This window comes from Acidobacteriota bacterium (genome assembly GCA_020845575.1).
In the GTDB taxonomy this organism is placed as follows: domain Bacteria; phylum Acidobacteriota; class Vicinamibacteria; order Vicinamibacterales; family Vicinamibacteraceae; genus Luteitalea.
Window position 1 is genome coordinate 147,385 of the sequence record JADLFL010000012.1, and the last position, 25,796, is coordinate 173,180.

Here is a 25,796-nt window from a genome sequence, read left to right on the forward strand (position 1 = left end):
TCGACGGCCCCGTACCTCTCAGCGCTTCTTCTTCGCAGGCGGCTTCCGGGCCGCCTGCTTCGGTGCGGCCTTTCGAGCCGGCCGCGCCGTGGGCAACGGATCGCTGTCGCCGATGCGATCGGCGAGCCGCGCGACAGCCATGGCGTAGGCGTTCGCGCAGTTGTAGGTGAGGAGTACCTCGTAGTTGGTGTATACGAGATACGTCCCCGAGTCCGTGCGCAGGAGCGAGCCCGCCATCTCGACCTTCGGCAGCGCGCCTCCGTCGATCGTCCGCACGCCGAGTGACTGCCACGTCGTCAACGGACGTGGCTCCGTGAGGCCTTTCACGGCGCGGCATCCCGTGGTTCTGAGCGGCGCTTGGCTATCGAGCGCGGCAACATCCTTCGGCAGCGTGACGGGCCGCCCCCACGTCTGTCCTGTCACCCATCCATTGGTAGCAAGGTAGTTACCAATCGACGCGAAGACGTCTGCCGGCGACGACCAGATGTCGCGGCGTCCGTCTCCGTCGAAGTCAACGGCGTACTTCAGGTAACTCGACGGCATGAACTGCGGCTGTCCCATGGCGCCGGCCCACGAGCCCTTCAGCCGCGGCAGGTCGATGTAACCCGCGTCGAGGATGGTCAGCGCATCGAACAGCTGCCCGCGGAAGAGGGCGCTGCGGCGCGTGTCGTACGCCAGCGTCGTCAGCGTGGGGATGAGCGGGCGCACGCCGCTGAAGCGCCCGAAGTTGGACTCGAGGCCCCACACCGCCAGGATCACGTCCGCCGGCACGGCGTAGCGCGCACCGACCTTCTCCAGCAGCGACGCGTGGGTCTGCCGCATCTGGCGCCCGCTCCTGATCGTCGGCGTGCCGACGCGTCGCGCGAGGTACTGCTGGAGCGTCTCGGTGAACTCGGCCTGCGTCCTGTCGCGCTCCAGGATCTGCATCACCGGCGCAACGTCGCGCAGGGCGGCCTCGATCGTCGCGGCGGAGACGCCGCGACCGAGCGCCTCTTCACGTACCCCCTGCAGCCACTCGGGGAACGGCAGCGGATTGGGGAGCGGTGCGGCAGGCGGCGCTGCTGGCGCGGTCGGGCCCAGAGGACCGACGCTACCTGCGGAAGGCTGGGCGCGCGTTGTGAGCGGTGCGCAGAGCAGGCACGACAGGATCGCGAGATTTCGCGCGACGCGGGACATCCTGACCATCATGCCCGATGCACGCCGGATCACGAACCCGCGGTCGGCTTGTCGAGGAGCGCGATCAGGCTCGACGTGTCCCACCGGCTTCCGCCGCGCGCCTGCACCTGCGCGTAGAACTGATCCACGAGCGCGGCCACGGGCAGGCGCGACCCGTTGCGGCGCGCCTCGTCGAGGACGATGCCGAGGTCCTTGCGCATCCAGTCGACGGCGAACCCGAAGTCGAACTCGCCGGCGACCATCGTCTTCCAGCGGTTCTCCATCTGCCACGACTGCGCCGCGCCCTTCGAGATCACCGACATCACGGCCTCGATGTCGAGATCGGCGCGCCCCGCGAAGTGCAGCGCCTCGGCCAACCCCTGCACGAGCCCGGCGATACACAACTGGTTGCACATCTTGCAGAGTTGTCCGGCACCGCTCTCGCCGATGCGCGCCACCATGCGCCCGTAGGCCTTCAGTACCGGCTCGACGCGCGCGTACGGCTCGGCGTCGCCGCCGCACATCACGCTGAGCTGACCCTTCTGCGCGCCCGCCTGTCCGCCCGACACGGGCGCGTCGACGAAGTGCAGGCCGCGATCGCGCGCCGCGGCGTGCAGTTCGCGCGCGACCGCCGCGGAGGCGGTCGTGTGATCGACGAACACCGCGTCTGGCGACATCCCGTGGAAGGCCCCGTCTTCACCGATCGTCACGGCCCTGACGTCATGGTCCGCGCCGACACACGCGCAGACGATCGCGGCGCCCGCCGCTGCCTCGCGTGGGGTGGCTGCCGCGCTGCCGCCGTACTCGGCGACCCACGCATCGGCGCGACTGGCGGTGCGATTGAAGACGCAGACGTCGTGGCCCGCGCGCTGGAGGTGTCCGGCCATGGGTCCGCCCATGACGCCGAGGCCGATGAAGGCGATACGCATAGGGGGGATCGTAGCAGGCGGCGGCAACCGGCAACCGGCAACCGGCAACCGGCAACCGGCAACCGATCGCGAAACTCGCGATCGGTCGCAGCAGTCGCTGCCCGGTGCCCGGCGACGTGTCGCTAGAATGCCCACGTGCGCAGGCGAACATGGGTGGCTGGCGTGGCGTGGGTGTTGACGACAGGCGCGGCAGTCGCCGTGTGTGCGCAGGTGGCTGCGCCGGTGACCAACGTCGAACGCCTGCGCATCGTGCTGGTGCCGCTCGACGATAGGCCCGTGTGCGTGCAGTACCCGCTGATGCTGGCGCCCATCGCTCACGCGGATGTCATCGCACCGCCGGAGGCCATGCTGGGTCGCTTCACGACGCCCGGCGACACCTCGGCGATCGCGACGTGGCTTCGCGCGCAGGACTGGCGATCGGTGGACGCGTTGATCGTCTCGACCGACATGCTGGCGTACGGCGGGCTCGTGGCGTCGCGCGCCAATGCCGTCGACGCCGACAACGCCATGCGGCGGCTCGATGTGCTCGACGAGATCCGGCGGGCGAACCCGTCGTTGCGCGTCTACGGATTCAGTGTGTTGATGCGGCTGGCACCTACGGCGACGTTGTCGAACGCGACGTTCCGCGAGTCCCTGGCGCGCTACGCGGAGCTCGCGGCGGACCCAGCCAATGACGATGAGCGCCGCGAACTGACGTCGCTCGAGACGTCGATTCCTCGTGCGGCCCTCGACGACTACAAGACCGCACGCGAGCGGAATCGTCGCGTGAACCTCGCCGCAGTGGATCTCGTCAGGCGGGGCGTCTTCGATTTCCTCGTCGTTTCGCAAGACGATGCGAAGCCGCGGGGGCTGCACCTGGCGGATCGTGCCGCTGTGACGAAGGCGGTGGCCGACGCGCGGCTCCAGGACCGCGTGGGCATCCAGCCAGGTGCAGACGAAGTGGCGATGCTGCTGCTCGCCCGCGCGGTGATGCACGCTCGCGGTCTCGCGCCGACGATGAGCGCCGCGTATTCGAGTGAACGTGCACGCACGATGGTGGCGCCGTTCGAGGATCGACAGCTCCACGAGACCGTCGACTTCCAGATCGCCGCCGCGGGCGCGTCGGTCGTGGCACGTGGTCGCGCGGGTGACCTGACGCTGTACGTATTCGCCGATCGCCACGACACGGGCGCGCCTGCGGCATTCGCATCGACAGTCGCGCGCGACGTCAAGGCAGGCGGACGTGCAATCGTCGCCGACGTGGATCCGCGAGGCGACGTGCAGGGCGCCTCGCCGGCATTCACCGACGCACTCCTGGCAGCCGGCGTCGTTCCGTCACTCTACGGTTACGCGTCGTGGAACACGGCTGGCAACACCATCGGCACGGCCATCCCGCACGGCCTGCTGGCGTGGGCAGGCGCGCGTCTCGCGATGACGTGTACGAGCCCGGCCTTCGCCGCGATGGCCGACGCGCAGGCCACCTTCATGGTGCACAGGCTCGCCAACGACCTCGCGTATCAGGGCGTGCTCCGGCCGCGCCTCAACGCGCGGCTTCGCGGAGAGGGCCTCGACACGTTGCACCTCGGCGGGAAGGCCGACGATGTCGCTGCCGAGATCCGCCGCGAGCTGGCACCATCGCTCTCCACGTACGTGCGGTCGTTCGGGACCGAGTTCGTGCCGCCATCGCCTGAGCCGGCAGACGTTGCCGTCGGCATCGGCGACCCGCGTGACTTCGACGTCACACTGCCGTGGGGGCGCACCTTCGAAGCCGCGATCGCGTTCGACATCCCCACGCGCGGCCTCACATGGCCCGCGCGCCATCGTCCCCTCTGCGTGGACGCGAAGTGACGGCGGTATTGCTGCTCGCCGTGCTGGCGGTCTTCGCGGCGCTGATGTTCCTGCGCCGACTGCCGGCGTTGCTCGCGTTGCCAGCCATGGCCGCGTCGATCGCCATCGTGGTGGGCGAACCGCACGCGCAATGGCTCTCGACAGTCGTCGCCGACGGCGCGATCCGGTTGGCGCCGGCGTACATCGCCGTGTGCGCGGGTGCCCTGCTCGGTCGCGTCATGATGACGACGGGGATCGCGGAGGATGTGATCAGGCACGCCGCGGAGTTCGGCGGCGAGAGACCGCTGGTCGTGACGACGGTCCTGATGGTTGCGACAGCCGTGCTCTTCACGTCGCTCACGGGCCTCGGCGCGATCATCATGGTCGGTTCGCTGGTCCTGCCGATCGTGATGAGCCTCGGCGTGCCGCGACGGCTCGCGGCGATCCTCTTCCTGCTGGCATTCGCCACGGGCTTCATCTTCAACATCGCGCTGTGGCGCCTCTATCGCGAGCTGCTGCAGATGCCGGCCGCCGCACCGCTCCCTCCGGAGCTCGTGCAGTTCGCCGTTGGCCTGGCCGTCGTGATGACGGCCGTGGTCGCGGGCTACGTCTGGTGGGCGGTGCGCCGTGTGCCGGACCTGCGTCTCTGGGCCGCGCCGGTCCGGGAAGGCCGCCGTCCTGCGACACCGTGGCCCGCCTACCTCACTCCGCTCGTCCCGCTGGTGCTGTACGTCGGATTCGGCTGGCGCGAAGTGCCGGCATTCCTCGCAGGTGCCGTGTACGGCACGTGCGTCACGCGGCCTCGCGACATCGTCAGAACGCTCGTCTCGTCGGCGATTCGCGGCGTGGAAGACGCGGCACCTGCCGCGATCCTGCTCGTGGGCATCGGCATGCTGCTCAACGCGCTGACGCTGCCGGCGGTCCGCGACGCGCTCGCACCGATCGTCGCGCAGGTGCCCGTCAGGTCACCGGTGTCGTACGTGCTGTTCTTCACGCTGCTGGCGCCGCTCGCGCTCTATCGAGGGCCGTTCAACGTGTTCGGTGTCGGCGCGGGCGTGTTCAGCCTGATGCTCGCCGCGGGCATTCTCCCGCCGTTCGCCCTGCTCGCCGCCATCATGTCGATCGTGCAGGTGCAGAACGTCTGCGATCCCACCAACACGCACAACGTCTGGGTGGCGTCGTACACGGGCGTGCGCGTCGAGGACATCTCGATGGCGACGCTGCCCGCGATGATGCTCGTGTGCTTCGGGGGCCTGCTCCTCGGCGCGTGGTTGTTCCTGTGACACGCGGACGTCTGCGCATCGGCATCGACGTGGGTGGCACGTTCACGGACGTCGTCGCCGTGGACGCCGAGACGTTCACGCTCGTCGCACAGCTCAAGGTGCCCACCACGCATCGCGCGGCCGACGGCGTCGCGCGCGGCATCATCGACGGCCTGCACCGGATGCTGGCGCAGCTCGGTGCCAGCGGAGGGGAGGTCGCGTTCATCGCGCACTCCACGACGCAGGCGACCAATGCGTTGCTCGAAGGCGACGTCTCGCGCGTCGGCGTCGTCGGCGCGGGCCGGCGAGGTGAACGGTGGAAGGCACGGCTCGACACGCGTGTGCCCCCGGTGACGCTGGCGCCAGGGAAAGTATTGCGTGCCGGGCACGCGTTCGTGCCGATCGACGATCCGTCACAGGCCGACGCGGCGATCGAGCAGGCGGTCGCGGTGCTCGCACGCGCGGGCGCCGAGGTGGTCGTCGCGAGCGCCGCGTTCGCCGTGGACGACCCGCGCGTCGAAGAGGCGATCGTGCGGATCGCGCGATCGCGGGGCCTGCAGGCGACGGCCGGGCACGACGTGTCGTCGCGCTACGGCCTGCGCACGCGCACGCGGACGGCGCTGGTCAACGCCGCCATCCTGCCAACGATGGTCGCGACATCGACGATGACCCGGCGCGCAGTGGAGGAGACCGGTATCACCGCGCCGCTGATGATCATGCGGTCCGACGGAGGCGTGATGACCGTCGACGAGGTCGCCAGACGGCCGATCCAGACGATGCTGTCGGGACCTGCGGCCGGGATCGCCGGCGCGCTGATGCACGAGCAGGTGTCCGACGGCATCTTCATCGAAGTCGGTGGAACCAGCGCCGACATCTCCGTGATCCGCGACGGGGCGCCGCAGATGCGTCCCGCGCGCGTCGGCGGCCATCGCACGTTCCTCGACACACTCGACGTGCGCACGATCGCGATCGCCGGCGGCAGCATGGTGCGCATGCGCGAGGGGCGCCTCGTGGACGTGGGACCGCGCTCCGCGCACATCGCCGGCGTCGCGTACGCGTGCTTTGCGCCGGCGGGCACGTTCGATGGAGCCGTCGACGTGACGTTCGAGCAGCCACGACCTGGCGATCCTGACGATCATGTCGTGCTCGTCGCTTGCGGTGCCCGCTTCGCCGTCACGCCGACGTGCGCGGCCAACGCGCTCGATCTGGTACCAGAGGTGGCCTTCGCGCGCGCCGACGGCGACACCGCCCGTCAGGCATTCGTCGCGCTCGCGCGCATCGTTGGACAGGATGCCCGCGCGCTGGCGCAGGTCGTGCTCGACTGCGCCTGCGGCAAGGTGGTCGCGCAGGTGCGCGCGCTCGTCGATGAGTATCGGTTGCCGGCCGCGACAGTCGAACTCGTCGGCGGTGGCGGCGGCGCCGCCGCACTCGTGCCGCATGCGGGCGCGTTGCTGCACGTGCCCTGGCGGCTCGCGCGGCAAGCCGAGGTCATCTCGCCGATCGGTGTGGCGCTGGCCATGGTGCGCGACGTTGTCGAACGGACGATCGTCGATCCCACGCCGCCAGACGTCCTGCGCGTGCGTGAGGAGGCCGTCGCCGCGGCGGTCCGCAACGGCGCGCTGGCAGAGACCGTCACGGTCCACGTGGAGGTCGATCCGCGTCGCCATGTCGTCAGGGCGGCGGCCGCGGGCTCGGTCGAATTGCGGCGAGGCAGCGGGCCCGATCTGTCGGTCGACGAGGAGGCACGGCGCGCGGCGGCAGCCCGATCGGCGCAGCGAGACGCGGCGTCGATGGCGCGCGTGGCGGGCACTCCGGAGCTCGACGTGTTCATGTGCACGCCGCGACAGGGCATGTGGTGGCAACCGTGGCGTCGCGACGCGGCACAACTCCGTGTCGTCGATCGCGGCGGCGTGGTGCGGTTGCAGCGGCAGGACGCCGTCGTCCGGGAATGCACGGCCGCCGACCTGGAGCAGACGCTGCGTGCCGTCGCCGACGCCATGGCGGAGTACGGCGACGCGGGACGCGTGCTGCCGGACGTCCATCTGCTGTGCGGGGCGCGGCTCGTCAATCTCTCGGGACTGGCCGACGAGGGGCACCTGCTCGGCCTTGCCGGCGTCGAGATGCGGACCCTGCCCGGAGACGCGCAGGTTGTCATCATCGCGACAGCCAGAGCACAGTAGTGGCGTGACGCCGTTCGACGTCCTCGTCGTGGGAGGCGGTAACGCCGGGTGTACGGCCGCCATCACGGCGGCGCGACTCGGCGCGCGCGTGTGTCTCGTGGAGCGCTACGGGTTCCTCGGTGGCACGGCCACGGCGGCCATGGTCGCACCGTGGATGACGTACCACGCAGGGTCGGCAGACGAGTCCGGCCGCATCACGGGCGGGCTCGCGCAGGAGTTCGTCGAGCGCCTCGTCGCGATGGGCGCGTCGCCCGGCCACCTGCCAGACGCATCGGACTACGTGCCCACCATCACGCCGTTCGACCCGGAGGCGCACAAGTGGCTGCTGATGGCCATGTGTGAAGAGGCTGGCGTCCATCTGCTGCTGCACGCGACGTTCCTCGCCACGATCGTCGAGGGCGATCGCGTGGCGGGCGTGCGCGTGCAGACGGTGTCGGGTCAGCGCGAGGTCCACGCACGCCGTACCATCGACTGCTCGGCGGACGCGCTCGTTGCGCACGCGGCGGGCGTTCCGTGCGAGCTGGGCAACGCCGACGGACTCGTGCAGCCGATGACGATGATGTTCCGGTTGAGCCATGTGGATCTCGATCGCACCGCGGCGTGGCTGCGCGAGCACCCCGATCAGATCCGCACGAGCCTGCCGCCGGAACGCTTCTCCGCCGACACGCTCACGGCCATCGCGGGACTCTGGCGGATCTGGCAGGAGGCGCGTGCGGCGGGCGACGTCGACATCCCGCGGGAGATCGTGAGCCTGTTCCGCGGCGCGTATCGCGACGAGGTGACGGTCAACATGACGCGCGTGACGGGCCTGAACCCGCTCGACGCCGACGATCTCACGCGCGCCGAGATCGAGACGCGCCGGCAGACGATGGCGCTGGTGGCGTTCTTCAGGACGCGCGTGCCTGGATTCGAGTCGTGTCGCCTTGCCGCCACGCCAGCCCAGGTCGGCGTCCGCGAGAGCCGCCGCATCCTCGGTGAGTACATACTGACTGGCGACGATCTGCTCGAGGGGCGCGCGTTCCCTGATGCCGTCGCACGGAGTGCGTATCCCATCGACATCCACAACCCGGCTGGCGAAGGTACGACCACGGTGCGGCTCCCCGAAGGCAGGACGTACGAGATTCCCTATCGGTGTCTCGTGCCGCTCGTCGCGGACGACCTGCTCGTGGCGGGACGCTGCATCTCCGTGACGCACGAGGCCCTCGCCTCGACGCGCCTCACACCAACCATCATGACGCTCGGCCAGGCTGCCGCGACGGCCGTCGTCCAGAGCCTGCATGCCGGCGTCCCACCGCGGCACGTCGACACCGGCGTGCTGCGAGCCTCACTCGTGGCGCAGGGCGTGGACCTGCGCCGCCCGGAGCCCGTTCGCCCGTGACCGATGTCGTGATCGAAGAAGGGCGCTGGGCGCCCGTGTCTGCCGGCGAGTACGATCGCCGCACCGGTGTCATCTCCGTGAACCTGACGGTGGTCGAGCAGGTTCGCGACCTGTTCGGGCACGATCCCGACCTGGTCAAGGCGGCCATCATCGCGCACGAGCGTGTGCACGTGCTGTCCACGCCTGACGCGCTGCCGCACGAAGAGGAAGCCCGCGCGCGGGACGCGGCGTCGGCCGTTGGTGGTGCCGACCTCGTGGCGCACATCGACGAGGTGCTGGCGGGAGCGTGGGTATGACGTCATCGCCGTCGCCCGCGGCAGTGTACCTGGGCATCGACGGCGGCCAGACCGGCACGCAGGCCGTCGTGATAGACGATGCGGGGCGGGTGCTCGGACGCGGATCGGCGGGTCCCTCGAATCACGTCGAGATGCCTGGTGGTCGTGAGCGATTGCGGCGGGCGATCGTCGAGAGCACCGATGCTGCGCTCGGTGAGGCGGGCCTCGGTTCGTCGGATACGACGTCATTCGCTGCCGTGTACTGCGCGATGACGGGTGACGCGGATTTCAAGACCGAGGTGATCGCGCCATTGCTGATGACCGCCGTGTTGTGCGTGGAGCACGACGCGCCCGCGGCACTGGCAGGCGGCACGCTCGGCGCCCCGGGCATCATCGCCGTTGCCGGGACCGGGTCGGTGGTCTATGGCGAGCATGGTGATGGTCGCAGCGCCCGCACCGGCGGCTGGGGCTACGTGTTCGGCGACGAAGGGAGCGCTTTCGGCCTGGCGCGCGATGGTGTACGTGCCGCGCTCGATGCACTCGATGGCGTCGGGCCAGACACCGAACTGGTGCCCGTGCTGACGAAACGGTTCGACGTGACGGATCTGCGGAACCTGCCCATGGTGATGTACAACGGTCACGTCAGCCGCGATGGGGTTGCCGCGGCATCGCGCGAGGTGATCGACACATGGCTGCGTGGCGACGTGGTGGCCGCGCAGGTCGTCGCGAACGGGCTCGACGCGCTGGCTCGCCGCGTCGCGTCGGTCGCGACCCGGATCGCCCTCGACGCGCCGCTCGTGTGCATGACAGGCGGCGTGTTCCGCTCGAAACCGTATGCTGACGCGTTCGCGGCTGCCGTGTCGGCGCGTGTCCTCGACGCCACTGTCAGGCATGCGCGGTGCAGTCCCGCCGTCGGCGCAGCGCTGCTCGCACTGCGTGCCGGTGGCGTGCACGTGACCGACGCGATTCGTGCCACGCTCGTGGCGTCGGCTGGAGGGACGGACCGATGACGCAGGACCTTGAATCGTCACTTGCCGCGCTCAGGCATCGCCTCATCGTGTCGTGTCAGGCCCCTGCGGGTTCGCCGCTGCACGATCCGTACGTGATCGCCCGCCTCGCGCTCACGGCGGAGCAGCGGGGCGCGGCCGCCGTGCGCATCGACTCGCCGTCGCACATCGACGCCACGCGCGTGCTGGTCACGGTGCCCATCATCGGTTTGTACAAGCAGGCGTTCGAGGGATCGCCGGTGTACATCACGCCCACGCGTCATGCTGCCAGCGCGGTCATCGCGGCAGGTGCGGACATCGTCGCCATCGACGCCACGGATCGCACGCGTCCCTTCGGCGAACGGACGAGCGACATCGTGCGCGTGATTCACGCCCATGGCCGTCTCGTGATGGCCGATGTGGCGACGGAGGTTCAGGGGCTCGCGGCTGCCGATCTCGGCGTGGACGTGATCGGCACGACGTTGTCGGGCTACACCGACGACAGCCCGCGCCTGCCGGGGCCTGACCTGGCGCTCGTCGAGCGACTCGCCGCGCGCACGCACGTCCCGGTGATCGCCGAAGGACGCATCCGCACGCCCGACGATGCGCGACAGGCGTTCGACGCCGGCGCGTACGCCATCGTCGTCGGCGGCGCGATCACGGGTGTCGACGAGCTCGTCAGGCAGTTCGTCGCTGTCACCCCGACTCAGGGACAGGTGCAGGCATGAGCCGCGCTCGATGGTCGTGGCTCGCACTTGCGCTGGCCATCGGCGGGTGTTCCGCTTCGCCCCGTCAGGAGTCGGCGGCATCGGTGCCACCTGTCGCGAAGGCACCGCCCGCGTCGCCTGCAGCGGAGGCGGTCCGTCAGGAGACCGCGCCAACGGCGCCAGACCGTTGGAACGTCGATCTTCGCCGCGACGAGAAGGGTGGCGGCCACACGATCGCGAGGCACGTGGGCAGGACCGACGCACAATTGCGCGCGCGGCTCGAGCGGGAGTCGATCGCCGCCGCGTCGAGCTATCCCGATCTTGCGACTGCCGAAGACGTGGTGCGACGCACGCTCGACCAACACGCGCGCACGGTAGAGGCGTGGATCGACAGACGGACACCGAAGCCGAATCTCGCAATCCGGCATCGCGCACGCGACACCCTGCCGACAGGCAGGATCCTGCGGCGGGGCTGGACGGCCTCGCGTGAGGTGACCGGCGCCGTGGTGGTGCTGCGAGCGCGCGGCCAGGACTGGTACGTGTTGACGAGCTATCCGGAGAATCCGCGATGACAGGCAGGACATCGACACAGTTGCTCGCGTCGCTGTGCGGCGGCTACCTGCACGAGGACTTCACGCCCGAGTACGGATCCGCCGTCGCCGCCGTCCAGGCATGGCTCGCCGACGCGAGCGCCCACGATGCAGTGGCGTTGTCGGCGGAGTGGCGTTCATTCCTCAACGTCACGTACGGCATGAGCGCGGCCGAACGCGCACGGGCCTTGCGCGCGATGGCCGGTGGCGCGTGGGCGCCCGCCAACAGCGAGGAGTTCGACGCCGTATCGGCGCTGCTCATCGCCGCTGGCCGCGTCTGAATCGGTATCACCAGAGCCGGCGCGCGATGTGGTGCTACGCGGGGCCGACGTTGGATGTGCGCAGGCCGAGGCCGAGCGTCTGGCGGCAGTAGGCGAGGCTGCGTTCGAGTTCGCGGCGCTGGTCGGCGGCATCGTCGGCCTTGGTCGCGGCAGGGGCGAGCGGCGTTTTCCGACGGCCTATCCGCAGGAACTTCGCAAAGCTCTGACCTTCGAGACGCGGCCACGCCGTCCAGAACTCGTCTTCCAGATACGGGAGGTCGCGGCCCACGCCCGAGATCGTCTCGATGTGGATGGGTACGCCTGGACAGAGCTCGGCGAACCGCGGCATGAAGCGCGCGAAGTCCACCTGACCCTCGCCCATGGCGGTCCACTTCACTCGGCATCCCGTGGGGATCTCGGTGACCACGCCGTCGCGCAGGCTCGTGGTGACGATGTAGGGAGCGAGGATTTCGAGCGCGTCGAGCGGGTTCTCGAGCGTCCAGAGCGAGTTGCCCGAGTCGTAGTTCACGCCCACGAAATCGCGGCCCGACATCTCGACGAGCGCGCCGAGCTCGTCGGCCCGCATGTCTCCGGCGTGGTTCTCCACGGCCACCTTGATGCCGGCATCGAGCGCCTGCGAACGGGCCGTCTTCAGGACGGCGACGAGCGCGTCGATGTGCCGACCGATGCCGCCCGGCGTGAGGCGGTCCTCCCACGTGCCGAGCACGATTCGCACGACCGGCGATCCCACGAGGTGCGCGACACGGATCGCGCGGGCGAGCTGCTCGTCGGCCGTCCCGCCCGCCGGTCGGAATGCCTTGCTCGTCGGGCACACGCTCCACGTCCCGACGTTGATCGCCACGTGGCGCGCCGCCGCATCGTCGCGCACCTTGCGGAGGGCGGGTTCCCCGAGCGACTCGAATGCATCGAGGTCGCTGATGAACACGGAGTCGGCGCCGATGGTCGTGGCGTACTCGAGCAGGCGCGCCGCCTTCCAGTGGCTGCCGCGCACGGAAAAGTTGTCGAACCCGAGCGCTACCGGCCGCGGGAGCACCACGCGCGTCGCCGGTTTCGCGGATCCACCCTGACCGTGGAGGGTCGCAGCGGCGACCAAGGCAGCTGAGGACGACAGGAACGCACGACGGCTCGACGAAGAAGACACGGCTCGGAACTCCTGGCTGAAGCCGGACAACAGCATAACCGCCGGCAACGGGCAACCGGCAACGGGCAACCGGTTTTCCTACCTCGCCATGTACCCTTCGCGGGCCACGACGGTGCCGGGACGGGAGCGGAGGCGCACGTCGAGCCGGTGCCAGCCCGGAGTGGCGGCGCCCGTCGGCGTGTACGTGAGCAGATACCGCTGGCGATACTGCGCGAGGATGGCGGCGAACGTCGACGCGAATCGCGCGCGCCTGTTGACGCGCAGGAACTCACCGCCGGTCATGTCGGCCACCTGTTGCAGCATGCGCAGGCCCTCTCCGAGCGTCGGCACCATCCAGCTGCGGGTGGTGAAGGCATCGGATTGCGAGGCTGCGATGGGAGCCGATGGCAGGCCGGCGCCGATCGGATAGATCACTACGTTCGTGTGACGGACCGCGTCGAGCGTGAGACTCGCCGACGACCAGCTTCCCGTGTCCATGCCGTCGGTGAGGAGCACGAACACCGACGGCCGGCTGTCTGCCGAGGCCAGCGCGCTGCCGAACACGATGGCGTCGTGCAGCACCGTGGCGCCACCGGCGGTCATGTTCGCCAGCGTGCTGTCCAGCGCGCCCCCGGGCGTCTCCGCGCGCATCAGCAGACGCACACGGTCCGAGAACGTGAAGAGCGAGAGCCTGTCGTTGCCCGTCAGCGCGCCGGCCAGTGCCCGCACGGCGGCGCGCAGTTGGTCGAGCGTCCTGCCATCCACGCTGCTACTGAGATCCAGCCCGACGATCACATGCGCGCTGTCGGTGGTGCCGATCGAGTCGACGGCCTGTTCCACGCCGTTGTCGCGCACCACGAAATCGCGCCCCGTGAGTCCGGCGAGAGGTTGACGCTCGTGATGGGCGAACGCGTCGATTGTCACCGCGTCGACAACGGCACGGAACATCGGTTGCGGATCCTGCGCGCGCACCGGCGATTGCACCGCCAGCATCGCCGCGACGACCGCGACGCAGGCCGCCACCGCCGCGAGTGGCCGGGCTCGGAGAGCCGGCCCTGCCACTCGGAGAGCCGGCCCTACCGACTGCGGCGCCGGGCAGGGTCGGCCCGTCGTCACCGCACCACCTCGGCACGGAGGGGCGGGAGCCCACGCCCCGGGTCGAGCGGGTGCCCACCCGTGTAGGCCAGCCAGGCATTGGGCAGGTGACCTGCGGCCCGCGTGTTCACGGCCGTGAACTGCGTGGTCAGCGCATAGGCGGCCGCCGTGTCGCCGCGACGGAGGTTGCCCTGTACCAAGGCCATGAGTGCTGCCGCACGCACTGACGGCACGCTCGACGCGCGCGCGAACGCCGCGGACGCCTGCGCCGGATCCCGCCGCGCTTCGTGCAGGTCGCCGGCGAAGAGCCAGGCCAGGCCACAGATCACGTCCGGACATGGCGTCTGCAACAGCGGCGTGAGCAGCGAGGCGGCCTCGTCGAATCGCTCGCGTTCGATGGCCACACGCGCGAGACGGAGCGTGGCCTCCCGGTCGCCGGGCACCTGCGCGAGGACCTTCCGGTAGGAGTCGGCGGCCACGGCCAGCGCGTTCCTGACGAGCCACACCCGCGTACCCTGAGCCGGCCGCCGCGCCATGTAAGACGCCTGCTCCGGGCTGACATGCGCCGTCAGGCGTGCCCGGGTCTCGGCATCGATTCCGCGCAGCATGTCGAACATCACGCGCGCGTCCGTGTCGTCGGCAGGCACGCGCGTCTTCGCGATCTCGCGCGTGCACTCGGCATAGCGCGCATTGGCGAGCAGATGCGCGATCAGCGCGAATCGCCACCGCACGCGGAACCGCCGCACCGCTGCCGCCTCCGGATCGTTGCGCTCGGACTCGAACGCGGCAAGCCGCCGCCACGCCTCGGTGGCAACATCCTCCAGCGCGACGACGGCCGGCTCCGGGAGGTCGAGCCGGCCGGTCAGGTAGAGCAGTTCGATGGGAAGCAGCGCGGACACCTGCAACCGCTTGATGACCTGTGTCCGCGCGCCGTCGAGCAGGCGCGTTCCGCCTGGACGCCACTCGTCGAACGCGCGCGTCGCATCGGCGCGCAGACCGTCAGCGGGGATCGTCACCGCGGCCGAGACAGCCTCGTTCACGTCGCCGGCGATGTACCGCTCGACGACGGTCCGCCATGTCGCATCGGGCTGGTCCTGCGCGAAAGCGCCGGTCACGGAGACGGCGGCCGCAACCAGGACGGCCACTGCCCACCGCATCGCTGCACCCGCACGCCCGCATGTCACGCGCCTTGTCTCCCTCGCGGGAGCGCGATAGCATCCGCGATCGGCATAGAGGCCATCCGTACTCGTCATGATTACAGCAGACCCCACCAAGCGTGCCCACCTGCTCGACGAAATCCAACGCCTCGTCACCGAGGCCGCGCCAGAGGGTGACAGAGAACTGCTCCGGGAGTTCGCCACGGTCGTGACGGGTGAACTTCCCGACGCCGTCATCTTCCGCCTGCCGCCCGCTGCACTGGCCGCGAGAATCGAAGAGTACTTCAGGTTCATCGCCCGGACGATGCCGCCTGATGTCCAGTTGTATCGGGGATTGCCAGGGCTCCACGTCTCGGTGCGCAACGCCGACGAGGCCGAGGACCGGGCGATGGCGGGACACGACGGCGGCCCGCACGAAGTGACCATCGTCGAGACGCACACGCCGGACGCGCCGTTCATCTTCGAGAGCCTCACGAACTTCTTCAAGAACGAGGGGCTGCGCGTCTTCTCGGCGGTCCATCCGCGGCTCACCGTGCGGCGCCAGTGGGAGCGCGTGGTCCATGTGGGCACGCTCGCCGACGAAGGATCGCGCGAGCTCTTCTGTCAGTTCCGCATCGAGCGCGTGGATCGCACCGATCGGATGCGGCGCCTCGAGCACCAGATCTTCAGCCTGCTGAAGAGCGTGTTCCTCGCCGTGGAGGACTTCGCCGCGATGAAGGCGTCGCTGCAGGCGGCGGGAGGGCGGCTGCGCGCGCGTGAAGGACGGGAGGCGGTCGAGTCCGTCGACGCGGCTCGTGCGCTCCTCCAGTGGATCTGCGACGACAACTTCGTCCTCCTCGGTGTGATGCGCTACGTACCCGGCGCCGACGGGCACCTGCAGCCGCAGGACGACAGCGCACTCGGCGCCTTCAAGGACCGATCGCTCCTCGAAACCGTGTTCCCCGGATTGCCGGCAGACATCGCCCGCAATGTCGCGCCGGCACCTGACGACGCGCGCATCCTGGACATCGACTACTGCGTGGATGGTCGGGCGATTCACCATCGCGGTCCGCTCGAAGACATCTTCATCCGCGAGTGGAACGCTGACGGCTCGCTCGCGGGCATGACGCTGGCCATCGGCCGCTTCGCCAAGAGCGCGTTCGCCACGAGGGCCGCGGACATTCCGGTCCTGCATGACAAGCTCGCCTATGTGCTCGCGAACCTCGACGTGGCGAAGAACTCGCACGCGTGGCGCGAGGCCAGGGCGTCGTTCAACTACTTCCCGAAGCGGGAACTGCTCTACGCGCGGCGCGAGGATCTGCGCGCCATCATCCAGCAGATGGTGAACCTGGTCGGCGACGACGAGATCGCCGTCTCCGCGCGCCAGGGGTCCGGATACGCAGCCGTGACCGTGGCGTTCTCGGACGTCCGCTACTCGCCGTCCGTCGAAGCGGCGCTCGGTGCCGCGCTCCAGCAGGCATTCGGCCGCATCCTCTTCAGCGAGTGGGCCGATCTCGGCACCACGGCGGTGATCGTCTTCTACTTCGATGCGTCGGCGCTCGAGAGCCCCATCGACACCGACACCGTACGCGCGCTCACGCGCCAGGTGGTGACGACGTGGGAGGACCATGTCGCGCAACGCCTGGAGGAGGCGCACGGCACGATCGAAGGCCGTCGTCTCTTCGACAAGTACATCAGGACCGACACGCGCAGCGGCCTGTATCGCGTGTCGACGGCACCCGGGGAGGTGCCCGCCGATCTCGCGCGCCTCGAAGCCCTCGAAGGGCGTCTCGAGATGCACGTCCTTCCCGAGTCGTCCGACCACGCGACGATCAAGCTCTACGCGCCCAAACCGCTCGGCCTCTCGGACACCCTGCGCACCCTCGCCCACCTGGGCCTGCCCGTTGTCGAGGAACTGGCGCTGCCGCTGGTCCTGCCAGACAACCGCACGGGCTTTCTCGAGCGCCTGCGCGTCCACGCGTCGCCGAACATCATCGCGGCGGTACTGGGGGCGCCCGAGCGCCTGCTCGACGCGCTCCGCGCCCTGCACGAACGGCGTGCGACAGACGATGCCCTCAACGGTCTCGTGACGAGCGAAGGCCTCACGTGGCGCCAGGTGGAAGTGCTGCGGACCCTGCGCAACCACTTGATCCAGGTGCGTCCGAGCTACAACGCCGACACGATCACCAGCGTGCTGCTGCGCAACAGTGCCGCCGCCGCGGCGCTGTTGCGGCTCTTCGACGCGCGCTTCAACCCCGTCCTGGACGGCGATCGCGATCAGGCCGTCGATCACGCGGATCGGGCCCTCCGGCGCGCGCTCCAGCAGGTCGGCAGCCTGCTCGACGACGAGATCCTGCGCGGCGTCGAGAACCTGCTGCTCGCCGTCGTGCGCACCAATGCGTACCAGAAGCCCGAGCGCCCCGTGTGCTCGATGAAGGTGGAGTGCGCGAAGGTGGCCGGCATGGTGTCGCCGCGCCCGCTCTTCGAGATCTACGTGCACTCGCCGCACCTCGAAGGCATCCATCTGCGCGGCGGGCGCGTGGCCCGCGGCGGTCTGCGCTGGAGCGACCGCCACGACGACTTCCGGACCGAAGTGCTCGGCCTGATGAAGACGCAGATGGCCAAGAACTCCATCATCGTGCCCGTCGGGTCCAAGGGGGGCTTCGTACTGAAGGGCGTGTTGCCGGCGCGCCCGGCGCTCGATCAGTACCTCGTCGATCGGTATCGCCAGTTCATCGCCGGACTGCTCGACGTCACAGACAACATCGTCGACGGCGCCGTCGTGCATCCGCCGGATGTGGTGCGGTACGACATGCCTGATCCGTACCTCGTGGTGGCGGCCGACAAGGGCACCGCGCACCTGTCGGACACGGCCAACGCGGTGTCGGCGCAGTACGGCTTCTGGCTGGGAGACGCGTTCGCCTCGGGTGGAAGCCATGGCTACGACCACAAGGTGGAGGGCATCACGGCGCGGGGCGCGTGGGAATGCGTGCGCCATCACTTCCGCAATCTCGGGCGCGACATCCAGGTCGAGCCGTTCACGATGGCCGGCATCGGCGACATGTCGGGCGACGTGTTCGGCAACGGGTCGCTGCGCAGCCGTGTGACGAGGCTCGTGGCGGCCTTCAACCACCAGCACATCTTCCTCGACCCCGATCCCGACATGGAGCGGTCGTTCGTCGAGCGCGAGCGGTTGTTCAAGCTGCCGCGATCGACGTGGCGCGACTACGACGCCTCGATCATCAGCGAGGGCGGCGGCATCTTCGACAGGTCGGCCAAGGCGATCCCCGTCTCGCCGCAGGTCAAGGCGCTGCTCGACATCGACGCCGATGAGGTCACGGGCGAGGAGATGATCCGGCGCATCCTCACGTCGCGCGTCGACCTGCTCTACAACGGCGGGATCGGGACGTACGTGAAGGCGAGCGCCGAGGACGACTCGCAGGTCGGCGACCGCGCGAACGACCGCGTGCGCGTCGACGCGTGCGAGGTGCGGGCGCTGGTGGTGGGTGAGGGCGGCAACCTCGGACTCACGCAGAAGGCGCGCATCGAGTACTGGGATCGCGGCGGGTTGTGCAACACGGACGCGATCGACAATTCAGGCGGCGTGGACATGTCGGACCACGAGGTCAACATCAAGATCCTGCTCGACATCCTCGTGCGCGAGAAGGTCATTGCCAGCAAGGACGACCGCAACGTCGTGCTGAAGGAGATGACCGACAACGTCTCCGAACTGGTGCTCGACGACAACAGGAACCAGGCGCGCGCGTTGTCGCTCGACGGCGTGCGCAGCGTGGTGGAGTACGACGCGTTCGTCGACGCGATCGATCAGATGATCGTCAATCGCGTCTTCAGCCGCGAGGACCACGACGTGCCGACGCGCGATGCGTTGCTGTCGAGTCCTCAGCGCCTGCGCGGCCTGCCGCGTCCGCTGCTGGCCGTGGTGCTGGCGCAGGCCAAGATGCAGGCCTACGACATCACGCTTGCCTCGTCGGTGCCGGACAGCGACGCGGGCCTGCCGCTGCTCACACGCTATTTCCCGGATCTGATGCAGGCGCGGTACGCCGATGCCTTCACGAAGCATCCGCTCAAGCGCGAGATCGTCGCGACGGTGGCGATCAACCACGTGATCAACCACGCGGGCATCACGTTCCTGCCGGCCGTGGCGGCGCAGACGGGCAGCGCGTACGGACCGATCGTCCAGGCGTACATCGAGGCCGACGCGGCGAGCGATGCGTCGGGCCGCCGCGCCGCGATCCTCGCGGCCAACGGCGGCGCGGAGTCGGAGCGTCGCGAGTTGCTGGCGATCGAAGCCGAACTCGAAGCCGCGGTCGTCTCGCGCCTCTCGTAGGGAGCATCACCGATGGAGCGCACGGGCTTCGGCCCGTAGGTGTGCCTTCGCCCTGACGGCGTTACGCGCGGCGAGATCCCCGCCTCGACGATCCGGTTGCCTGTTGCCGATTGCCGGTTGCCGGTCAGGGAACCGTGGTGGCTGGGTCGCCGAGGTTCACCTGGACGCGGGGGAGGGCTTGCCGCAGCGCGTCGGCACCCTGCGGCGTGACACGCGTCTGCCACGCGTACACGGCGCGAAGGCGGGGGAGGCTGTCGAGCGATCGCAATCCCGCGTCGGTGATCGACGTCGCGTAGAGGTTGACGGCTTCGAGGCGCTGCAGCGACCGGAGCGGCGCAAGGCCCGCGTCGGTGACTGCCGTACGCGCGAGCGTGAGGCGCCAGAGGTTCACGAGTTTCGGGAGCACGCGCGTGAGTCCCTCGTCTGTCACCTGCGTGCCGCCGAGATCGAGCCACGCGATCTGCTCGGCCAGCGGTTCCAGCGTCGCCAACGCCCCATCGTCGAACGCTCGTGCGGCAGGCGGTGCTTCCACCATCAGCAGCGACGAGCCTGCACGCAGCGGTTCCACCTTCAATGCGATGGCGCGCAAGGCCTCGATGGCTGCCGGCGAAGCCGCCGGGACGCTGACAGACAGGATGGCCGGCGCCGTGAAGTCGATGGGACCCGTGCGGTCGGCGATGGCGGGCTCGAGGTCGGGCGTGACGTCGACCTCGGCCAGCGAGGCGTCGAACGACGCCCCCTGATCGATCCACCAGCGCAGCAGCGACATCTCCGCGTGCGACGGTGCCTGATGGCCGCGCGGCGGCATCACCTTCCCGTCCGAGAGCGGCAGGAAGACGCGCTTGACGAGCAGGCTGTCCACCGCACGCCCGGGCACGAGCACCGCGCCCGACTCGCCGCCCGCGTGTATCGACTCTGGTGAATCGAGCCGCAGTTTGCCTGCCTGGCGCGACGGCCCATGGCACGTCACGCAACGCGCGGTGAACGTCGGCGCGACGAGCGTCTCGTACACGTTGGTTGCGCTCAGGTCGACGGGCCCTGTCGGAGCCTCGGCTGGCGGCGCGCCGAAGAAGGGCAGCGCCGGCATGTGCTCGGTGAGATAGCCGTCGCCGTGCGTGAGTGCGCCGCCGAAGTGTCCGGTGCCCGCGACGAGCACGAGCACCACCACCAGCGACGCGGGATAGAGGCGCGCCACGCCGGCAGGCGGCGCCGGTGCGACGTCATCGTCGGTTCCACCCTGCGCCCGCCGCGCGCGCGCCCACGCGGCCACACATGCCACGCCCAGCGCGAACGCCAGCATGAAGGCCCATCGCTGGTGCCGCCCGACGAGCGCCTCGTCGTACCCGCCATCCGATGCCAGCATCAGGCCCGTGGCGATCGCGGCCAGCGTGCTGGCCGCACCGAGGCCGAGCAGGACGGGCATGACCCTGTGCAGGCCGGCACCGGCGAACCGGCGCGTGCGCGAGAGGAGTTCCACGGCGGCGATCAGCAGGAGGAAGCCGATCGGCAGGTGGACGATCAGGGGATGGAACCGCCCCAGGAACGGCTGCAAATCCGTGAGCACTCGCTTACGCCAACAGCGCCTTCACGACGTGGCCTTCCACGTCGGTGAGGCGGTAGCGCCGGCCCTGGTGCTTGAACGTGAGCTGCTCGTGATCCACGCCGAGCAGGTACATGAGCGTCGCCTGGAAGTCGTGGACGTGCACCGCGTCGCGCACGACGTTGTAGCCGAACTCGTCGGTCTCTCCGTACGTGATGCCTGGCTTGATGCCGCCCCCCGCCATCCACACCGTGAACGCGCGCGGGTGGTGATCGCGGCCGTAGTCGTCCTTTGTGAGCTTGCCCTGCGAGTAGTTCGTGCGGCCGAACTCGCCGCCCCAGATGACGAGCGTGTCTTCGAGCAGCCCCCGCTGGTCGAGATCCTTCACCAGCGCCGCCGACGCCTGATCCACGGACTGCGCCATCACACGGATGTCCTTCGGCAGCGTGCCGTGCTGGTCCCAGCCCTGGTGATAGAGCTGGATGAAGCGGACGTCGCGCTCGGCGAGCCGGCGCGCGAGCAGGCAGTTGGCGGCGTACGTACCCGGCTTCCTGACATCCGGCCCGTACATGTCGATGACGTGCTGCGGCTCGTCCGAGAAGTCCATCACTTCGGGCACCGACGTCTGCATGCGGTACGCCATCTCGTACTGCACGATGCGGGCGTTGATCTCGGGGTCGAGCACGCGTGCGTGCTGCTCTTCCTCGAGCTGCCGGAACGTGTCGAGCATGTGACGACGGGTCTGGGCGTCGAGACCGTCGGGGTTGCCGAGATAGAGCACCGGATCCCTGCCGCTCCTGAACTGCACGCCCTGGTGCTGCGACGGCAGGAAGCCGCTGCCCCAGAGCCGCGAGTACAGCGGCTGATCGCCTTGCCGTCCGCGCGACAGCAGCACGATGAACGCGGGCAGGTTGGCGTTGTCGGACCCGAGTCCGTACGACAGCCACGATCCCATCGACGGCCGGCCCGCCTGCTGCGATCCCGTCTGCACGAACGTGACGGCGGGGTCGTGGTTGATCGCTTCGGTGTGCATCGACTTCACGAAGCACAGGCGATCGACGATCGACGCGGTGTGCGGCATGAGATCGCTGACCATCGCCCCGCTCTGCCCGTGACGCGCGAACGTGAACTGCGATCCCGCGAGCGGGAACTGCTTCTGGTGCGCCGTCATGCCCGTGAGGCGCTGGCCCTTGCGCACCGAGTCGGGCAGTTCCTCGCCGTTCATCGTCCGCAGCAGCGGTTTCTCGTCGAAGAGATCGAGCTGCGACGGGCCGCCGCTCTGGAACAGGTAGATCACGCGACGTGCGCGGGGGACGTGGTGCGTCGCCCCGAGCACCACGCCGCTCGCCGGCGCACCCGGCATCGCCACGGCCGCCGGCGCCTGGCCACCGAACAGGCGCGCCGGCTCCAGCAGCGATCCGAGGGCCACCGATCCGATGCCGAGGCTGGCCGCCGACAGGAAATGCCGGCGCGTGGCGTTGAACTTCAGATCCTCGAGGGCTTTCATCGCTTGGTCACCGCTTCGTCGGTGTTCATGATGGTACTCGCGACGACGGTCCACGCGGCCACCTCCGCGGGGACCAATCCGTCGGCCGGCGGCCGTTCGCCCCTGGCCGACAACCGGCGCGCCGCGAACCTGTCTGCGTCGAACCTCGCACGCTCGCGTTCGTAGAGCGTCCTCACGGCGGCCAGTTCAGTGGGCTGCGGGTCGCGGCTCGTGACGAGGCGATACGCCCGGCGAATGCGGTCGTCTGGCGACGGTCCACCGTCGACGATCAGACGCTCGGCGAGCACCCGCGCCGCCTCCACGTACTGCACGTCGTTGAGCAACACCAACGCCTGGAGCGGCGTGCTCGTGCGCTGCCGTGTGACGGAGCAGAGCAGACGCTCGGCCGCGTCGAAGCCGATTGCCGATGGCGGCGGCGTGCTGCGTTTCCACACGGTGTACAGGCTGCGGCGGTAGAGGTCGTCGCCCGTGCCCTGCTTGTACGTCGTGGCGTTGCGCGTCGCGAGTTCCTCCCACAGGCCCGGCGGCTGATACGGGTAGACGCTCTCGCCGCCGATGGTGCGCACGAGCAGGCCGCTGGCGGCCAGCGCGCCGTCGCGGATCTGCTCGGCAGACAGGCGATAGGCGGGACCGCGCGCCAGTTTCGCATTGGCGGGATCGATCTCGCGGGCCTTCGCCGTGGCGGCCGACGACTGGCGATACGTCCGAGACATGACGATCTCGCGCAGCAGTGTCTTGAGGTCCCATCCGCTCTCGCGGAACGTGACGGCGAGGTGGTCGAGCAGTTCTGGGTGCGTGGGCAGCGTGCCCTGGTTGCCGAAGTCTCCGGGTGTTGCGACAAGGCCCGTGCCGAACAGCATCGCCCACGCGCGATTGACGACCACGCGTGCCGCCAGCGGGTTCTCGGGCGCCACGAGCCACTGTGCCAAGCCGAGCCGCGTGCGCGGAAGCGAGGGATCCAGCGCCGGTAACACCGACGGCGTGTCTGCCTCGACGCGGTCGGTCGGCGCGTCGTAGGCACCGCGCGCGAGGATGAACGTCGGGCGCTGGCGTTCCGGCGGCAGTTCGCGCATCACCATCACCTGCGGCAGGTGCGTGATGAGGCGGTTCTCTTCTCCGCGCATTGCGCGCAGACGCGCGCGATCGGGCTCTCCGAGCTTCGCCACGCGACGGACCCAGTGATCCTGCAGCGCCGCCGTGCCGTCCGGCCGTTGCGACACGGCTCCCAGCGGATCGTCAATGCCAGCCACCGCCGCGACCTCGACGGCGGTCAGTTGATCCGGGAACACCTTGAACTCGTCGACCGAGACCTCCGACAGGTTCTCGTCGCCGCGCCTGCCGATGCGAATCGCGGAGATGCCGCCCCAGTCGCCCTTCGGCTCGCTGATGATGCTGCGCGTGAGGTTGTCGGTCATCAGGCGCGTGTTGGCGGCCGTGCCGTCGAGGAACAGCCGGAGACCCGGAGCCCGGCTCGAGCCGTCGTAGGTGACCGCCACGTGGTACCAGGTGCCCACCTGCAACGGCGTCAGCGTCTCGATCTCGAGCGAGTTGTCGGGCGCCACGTGGTGCAGGCCCGCCGTGAGCGTGCCGTCGGGTCGCAGGATCAACTCGTAGCCGCGATGGCCGTTCATCACGGCGCCTGACCGCGTGATCACGGGACCGCCGATCCCGTCGGCGTCGCGCCGCATCCACAGCGCGAAGGAGAACGGCTCGTTACGTTCGAAGAAGCCGAATTTCTGGTCGCGTCCACCGAGGTCGATCTGGCTGTCGCCCACGAGATGGACGGCGTTGCCGACTTTGCCCGGCACCACGTCAGGCACGCGCGCCGTCTTCTTCTTCCGCTCCTCCTCGTTGCCCACCACGCCGGGCCGCTTCGGCGAGGCCAGGTTCGCGAACGTGTACTGCTTCATCGCATCGAGCGGCAGATGGACGATGGGCCGTGGGAGTGTGACGGGACCGCGCGGATGCGCGAGCCACGCGTCGAACACCGGTCCCGTGGCGAGCCGATCGACGCGCGTCGCGTCTTCGAGCGGCGCCATCGCCGCGCGCAGCGTCGCGAGCGCCTCGTCGGCCGCCGGCGTGGTGATCGTGACTGTCGGACTCGGCATGCCCGAGTACGGGATCTGACCCGTCTCGTTCACGTTGTTGAAGAACGCGAAGAGCTTGAAGTAGTCCTTCTGGAGAATCGGATCGTACTTGTGGTCGTGGCAGCGGGCGCACTGCACGGTCAGCCCGAGAAACGCGGTCCCGAACGTGTCCACGCGGTCGGCCACGTACTCGACCCTGTACTCCTCCGAGACGATGCCGCCTTCCTGGCTCTGCATGTGGTTGCGGTTGAAGGCCGTGGCGAGGCGCTGTTCGGTGGTGGCGTTCGGCAGCAGGTCGCCCGCCAGTTGCCACGTGATGAACTGGTCGAACGGCATGTTGCGATTGAAGGCCGCAATCACCCAGTCACGCCACGGCGACATCGACCGCATCCCATCGTCCTGGTAGCCGTGCGAGTCGGCGTAGCGGGCCAGGTCGAGCCAGTCGACGGCCATGCGCTCGCCGTAGGCCGGCGAGGCCAGCAGCCTGTCGACCACCGTCTCGAAGGCGCGAGGACTCGTGTCGGCGAGGAAGGCCTCGATCTCGTCGAGCGTGGGCGGCAGACCCGTGAGATCCATCGAGACGCGCCGCAGCAGCGTCTCGCGCGAGGCTTCTGCAGACGGGGACAGACCCGTGTTGCGCAGGCCCGCACGGACGAACCTGTCGATCGGATTGGACAGCGCGGACACATCCTCGCCGTCAGGCAATGAAGGCTTCGTGGGCGCGACGAAGGCCCAGTGCGGCGTCCACGTCGCACCCTGTTCGATCCAGCGGACGAGGATCGCCTTCTCGACCTCACTGAGTACGAGGTGCGAGGCGGGGAGGGGCATCAGCACCGCGGGGTCGGTGCTGAGGATGCGCCGCACCAGTTCGCTCTTGCCCGTCCTGCCGGGCACCACCGCGCGATGACCGCTCGGGAGCATCGCGAACGCGCCTTCCTTCGTGTGCAGGCTCAGGCCGCCCTTGCGGGCGCGGTCGTCAGGCCCGTGGCAGGAGAAGCACTTGTCCGAGAGGATTGGGCGGACGTGGAAATTGAAGTCCACCTTCTCCGGGACTCCGGCGATGGTCGGCGCGGAGGGGCCGCACGCGGCCGCCCCGGCGAGCAGGACGACGAGCAGGATGGAGGGTGTGGAGATGTCGACTCCCGGAAACGGGTTCAGCGTACTACACTCCCCGGCACGACCATGTCTCTCACTCGACGTGCCTTCATCTCGGCTTCGGCCACGGCGGCCGTGGCCTCGACCCTCCCATCGACCTCGGTGTCGGCGGCGCCCATCACGCGGTCCGGGAAGAGCCAACTGCGTGTGGGGCTTGCGGCGTACTCGATGCGGCAGTACCTGACGGCAAAGCCCGGCACCAAAGGGGCGATGGATCTCCTCGGGTTCATCGACTGGGCGGCCACGCTCGGCGTGGATG

At 69.4% G+C, this 25,796-nt stretch carries 18 protein-coding genes; 10 read left to right on the forward strand and 8 right to left on the reverse strand.

Translation table 11 applies throughout. The features are described 5' to 3' along the window. Positions 1 to 18: 18 nt before the first annotated feature. Together IT182_02910 and IT182_02915 are read right to left on the reverse strand one after the other, a co-directional pair. Positions 19 to 1,176: a lytic murein transglycosylase gene (locus IT182_02910; protein ID MCC6162278.1), complete on the reverse strand. Its 1,158-nt coding sequence runs from the start codon at positions 1,174 to 1,176 to the stop codon at positions 19 to 21. Between the two features lie 29 nt (positions 1,177 to 1,205). Next, positions 1,206 to 2,084, reverse strand: a complete 879-nt coding sequence (locus IT182_02915; protein ID MCC6162279.1) for an NAD(P)-dependent oxidoreductase — start codon at positions 2,082 to 2,084, stop codon at positions 1,206 to 1,208. Between the two features lie 135 nt (positions 2,085 to 2,219). On the opposite strand from IT182_02915, the gene IT182_02920 reads away from it, so the two are divergent. The 9 genes from IT182_02920 to IT182_02960 are packed head-to-tail and all read left to right on the forward strand — an operon-like array spanning position 2,220 to position 11,549. Beyond that, a complete protein-coding gene (locus IT182_02920; protein ID MCC6162280.1) occupies positions 2,220 to 3,911 on the forward strand; it encodes a DUF4127 family protein in 1,692 nt (563 codons plus the stop codon). Continuing rightward, the gene (locus IT182_02925) at positions 3,908 to 5,173 is read left to right on the forward strand and encodes a citrate transporter (protein ID MCC6162281.1); all 1,266 of its coding nucleotides are present in this window, start codon (positions 3,908 to 3,910) and stop codon (positions 5,171 to 5,173) included. Before IT182_02920 ends, IT182_02925 begins: the two co-directional genes overlap by 4 nt. Beyond that, on the forward strand, positions 5,170 to 7,332 hold the full coding sequence (locus IT182_02930; GenBank protein MCC6162282.1) for a hydantoinase/oxoprolinase: 2,163 nt from the start codon (positions 5,170 to 5,172) through the stop codon (positions 7,330 to 7,332). Before IT182_02925 ends, IT182_02930 begins: the two co-directional genes overlap by 4 nt. A gap of 4 nt (positions 7,333 to 7,336) precedes the next feature. Then, on the forward strand, positions 7,337 to 8,710 hold the full coding sequence (locus IT182_02935; GenBank protein ID MCC6162283.1) for an FAD-dependent oxidoreductase: 1,374 nt from the start codon (positions 7,337 to 7,339) through the stop codon (positions 8,708 to 8,710). Further along, a complete protein-coding gene (locus IT182_02940) occupies positions 8,707 to 9,006 on the forward strand; it encodes a hypothetical protein (GenBank protein MCC6162284.1) in 300 nt (99 codons plus the stop codon). The genes IT182_02935 and IT182_02940 overlap by 4 nt, the downstream gene beginning before the upstream one ends. After that, the gene (locus IT182_02945) at positions 9,003 to 9,995 is read left to right on the forward strand and encodes a hypothetical protein (GenBank protein ID MCC6162285.1); all 993 of its coding nucleotides are present in this window, start codon (positions 9,003 to 9,005) and stop codon (positions 9,993 to 9,995) included. Before IT182_02940 ends, IT182_02945 begins: the two co-directional genes overlap by 4 nt. Then, a complete protein-coding gene (locus IT182_02950) occupies positions 9,992 to 10,699 on the forward strand; it encodes an N-acetylmannosamine-6-phosphate 2-epimerase (GenBank protein ID MCC6162286.1) in 708 nt (235 codons plus the stop codon). The genes IT182_02945 and IT182_02950 overlap by 4 nt, the downstream gene beginning before the upstream one ends. Then, positions 10,696 to 11,250, forward strand: coding sequence for a hypothetical protein (locus IT182_02955; protein MCC6162287.1), 555 nt, complete (start codon positions 10,696 to 10,698; stop codon positions 11,248 to 11,250). Before IT182_02950 ends, IT182_02955 begins: the two co-directional genes overlap by 4 nt. Further along, positions 11,247 to 11,549 (forward strand): hypothetical protein, encoded by a 303-nt coding sequence (locus tag IT182_02960; GenBank protein MCC6162288.1) that lies wholly within the window; start codon positions 11,247 to 11,249, stop codon positions 11,547 to 11,549. The genes IT182_02955 and IT182_02960 overlap by 4 nt, the downstream gene beginning before the upstream one ends. Positions 11,550 to 11,583: 34 nt before the next feature. Here IT182_02960 and IT182_02965 read toward each other — a convergent pair whose 3' ends face one another. From IT182_02965 to IT182_02975, 3 genes are all read right to left on the reverse strand, one after another. Further along, complete coding sequence (locus tag IT182_02965) at positions 11,584 to 12,690, reverse strand: sugar phosphate isomerase/epimerase (GenBank protein ID MCC6162289.1); 1,107 nt, start codon at positions 12,688 to 12,690, stop codon at positions 11,584 to 11,586. Between the two features lie 78 nt (positions 12,691 to 12,768). Further along, entirely contained in the window at positions 12,769 to 13,692 is a 924-nt protein-coding gene (locus tag IT182_02970) for a VWA domain-containing protein (protein MCC6162290.1), read from the reverse strand. Between the two features lie 89 nt (positions 13,693 to 13,781). Continuing rightward, positions 13,782 to 14,921: a tetratricopeptide repeat protein gene (locus IT182_02975; GenBank protein ID MCC6162291.1), complete on the reverse strand. Its 1,140-nt coding sequence runs from the start codon at positions 14,919 to 14,921 to the stop codon at positions 13,782 to 13,784. A gap of 94 nt (positions 14,922 to 15,015) precedes the next feature. Here IT182_02975 and IT182_02980 point away from each other — a divergent pair, with 94 nt between their 5' ends. After that, a complete protein-coding gene (locus tag IT182_02980) occupies positions 15,016 to 19,248 on the forward strand; it encodes an NAD-glutamate dehydrogenase (GenBank protein ID MCC6162292.1) in 4,233 nt (1,410 codons plus the stop codon). Positions 19,249 to 19,372: 124 nt separating this feature from the next. Here the strand turns inward: IT182_02980 and IT182_02985 are convergent, their stop codons facing one another. The 3 genes from IT182_02985 to IT182_02995 are packed head-to-tail and all read right to left on the reverse strand — an operon-like array spanning position 19,373 to position 25,795. Continuing rightward, positions 19,373 to 20,812 (reverse strand): ribonuclease inhibitor, encoded by a 1,440-nt coding sequence (locus IT182_02985; GenBank protein MCC6162293.1) that lies wholly within the window; start codon positions 20,810 to 20,812, stop codon positions 19,373 to 19,375. A gap of 4 nt (positions 20,813 to 20,816) precedes the next feature. Next, positions 20,817 to 22,295 carry a DUF1501 domain-containing protein gene (locus IT182_02990; GenBank protein ID MCC6162294.1) on the reverse strand — a complete coding sequence of 493 codons (1,479 nt, stop codon included), beginning with the start codon at positions 22,293 to 22,295 and terminating at the stop codon, positions 20,817 to 20,819. After that, the gene (locus tag IT182_02995; protein MCC6162295.1) at positions 22,292 to 25,795 is read right to left on the reverse strand and encodes a DUF1553 domain-containing protein; all 3,504 of its coding nucleotides are present in this window, start codon (positions 25,793 to 25,795) and stop codon (positions 22,292 to 22,294) included. Before IT182_02995 ends, IT182_02990 begins: the two co-directional genes overlap by 4 nt. Position 25,796 lies beyond the last annotated feature (1 nt).

What these genes read in the sequence shown, in the direction of transcription:
- IT182_02910 (MCC6162278.1), bottom strand. Translation starts at nt 1,176, where the DNA reads ATGTCCCGCGTCGCGCGAAATCTCGCGATCCTGTCGTGCCTGCTCTGC.
- IT182_02915 (MCC6162279.1), bottom strand. Translation starts at nt 2,084, where the DNA reads ATGCGTATCGCCTTCATCGGCCTCGGCGTCATGGGCGGACCCATGGCC.
- IT182_02945 (MCC6162285.1), top strand. Translation starts at nt 9,003, where the DNA reads ATGACGTCATCGCCGTCGCCCGCGGCAGTGTACCTGGGCATCGACGGC.
- IT182_02950 (MCC6162286.1), top strand. Translation starts at nt 9,992, where the DNA reads ATGACGCAGGACCTTGAATCGTCACTTGCCGCGCTCAGGCATCGCCTC.
- IT182_02955 (MCC6162287.1), top strand. Translation starts at nt 10,696, where the DNA reads ATGAGCCGCGCTCGATGGTCGTGGCTCGCACTTGCGCTGGCCATCGGC.
- IT182_02960 (MCC6162288.1), top strand. Translation starts at nt 11,247, where the DNA reads ATGACAGGCAGGACATCGACACAGTTGCTCGCGTCGCTGTGCGGCGGC.
- IT182_02975 (MCC6162291.1), bottom strand. Translation starts at nt 14,921, where the DNA reads ATGCGGTGGGCAGTGGCCGTCCTGGTTGCGGCCGCCGTCTCCGTGACC.
- IT182_02980 (MCC6162292.1), top strand. Translation starts at nt 15,016, where the DNA reads ATGATTACAGCAGACCCCACCAAGCGTGCCCACCTGCTCGACGAAATC.
- IT182_02990 (MCC6162294.1), bottom strand. Translation starts at nt 22,295, where the DNA reads ATGAAAGCCCTCGAGGATCTGAAGTTCAACGCCACGCGCCGGCATTTC.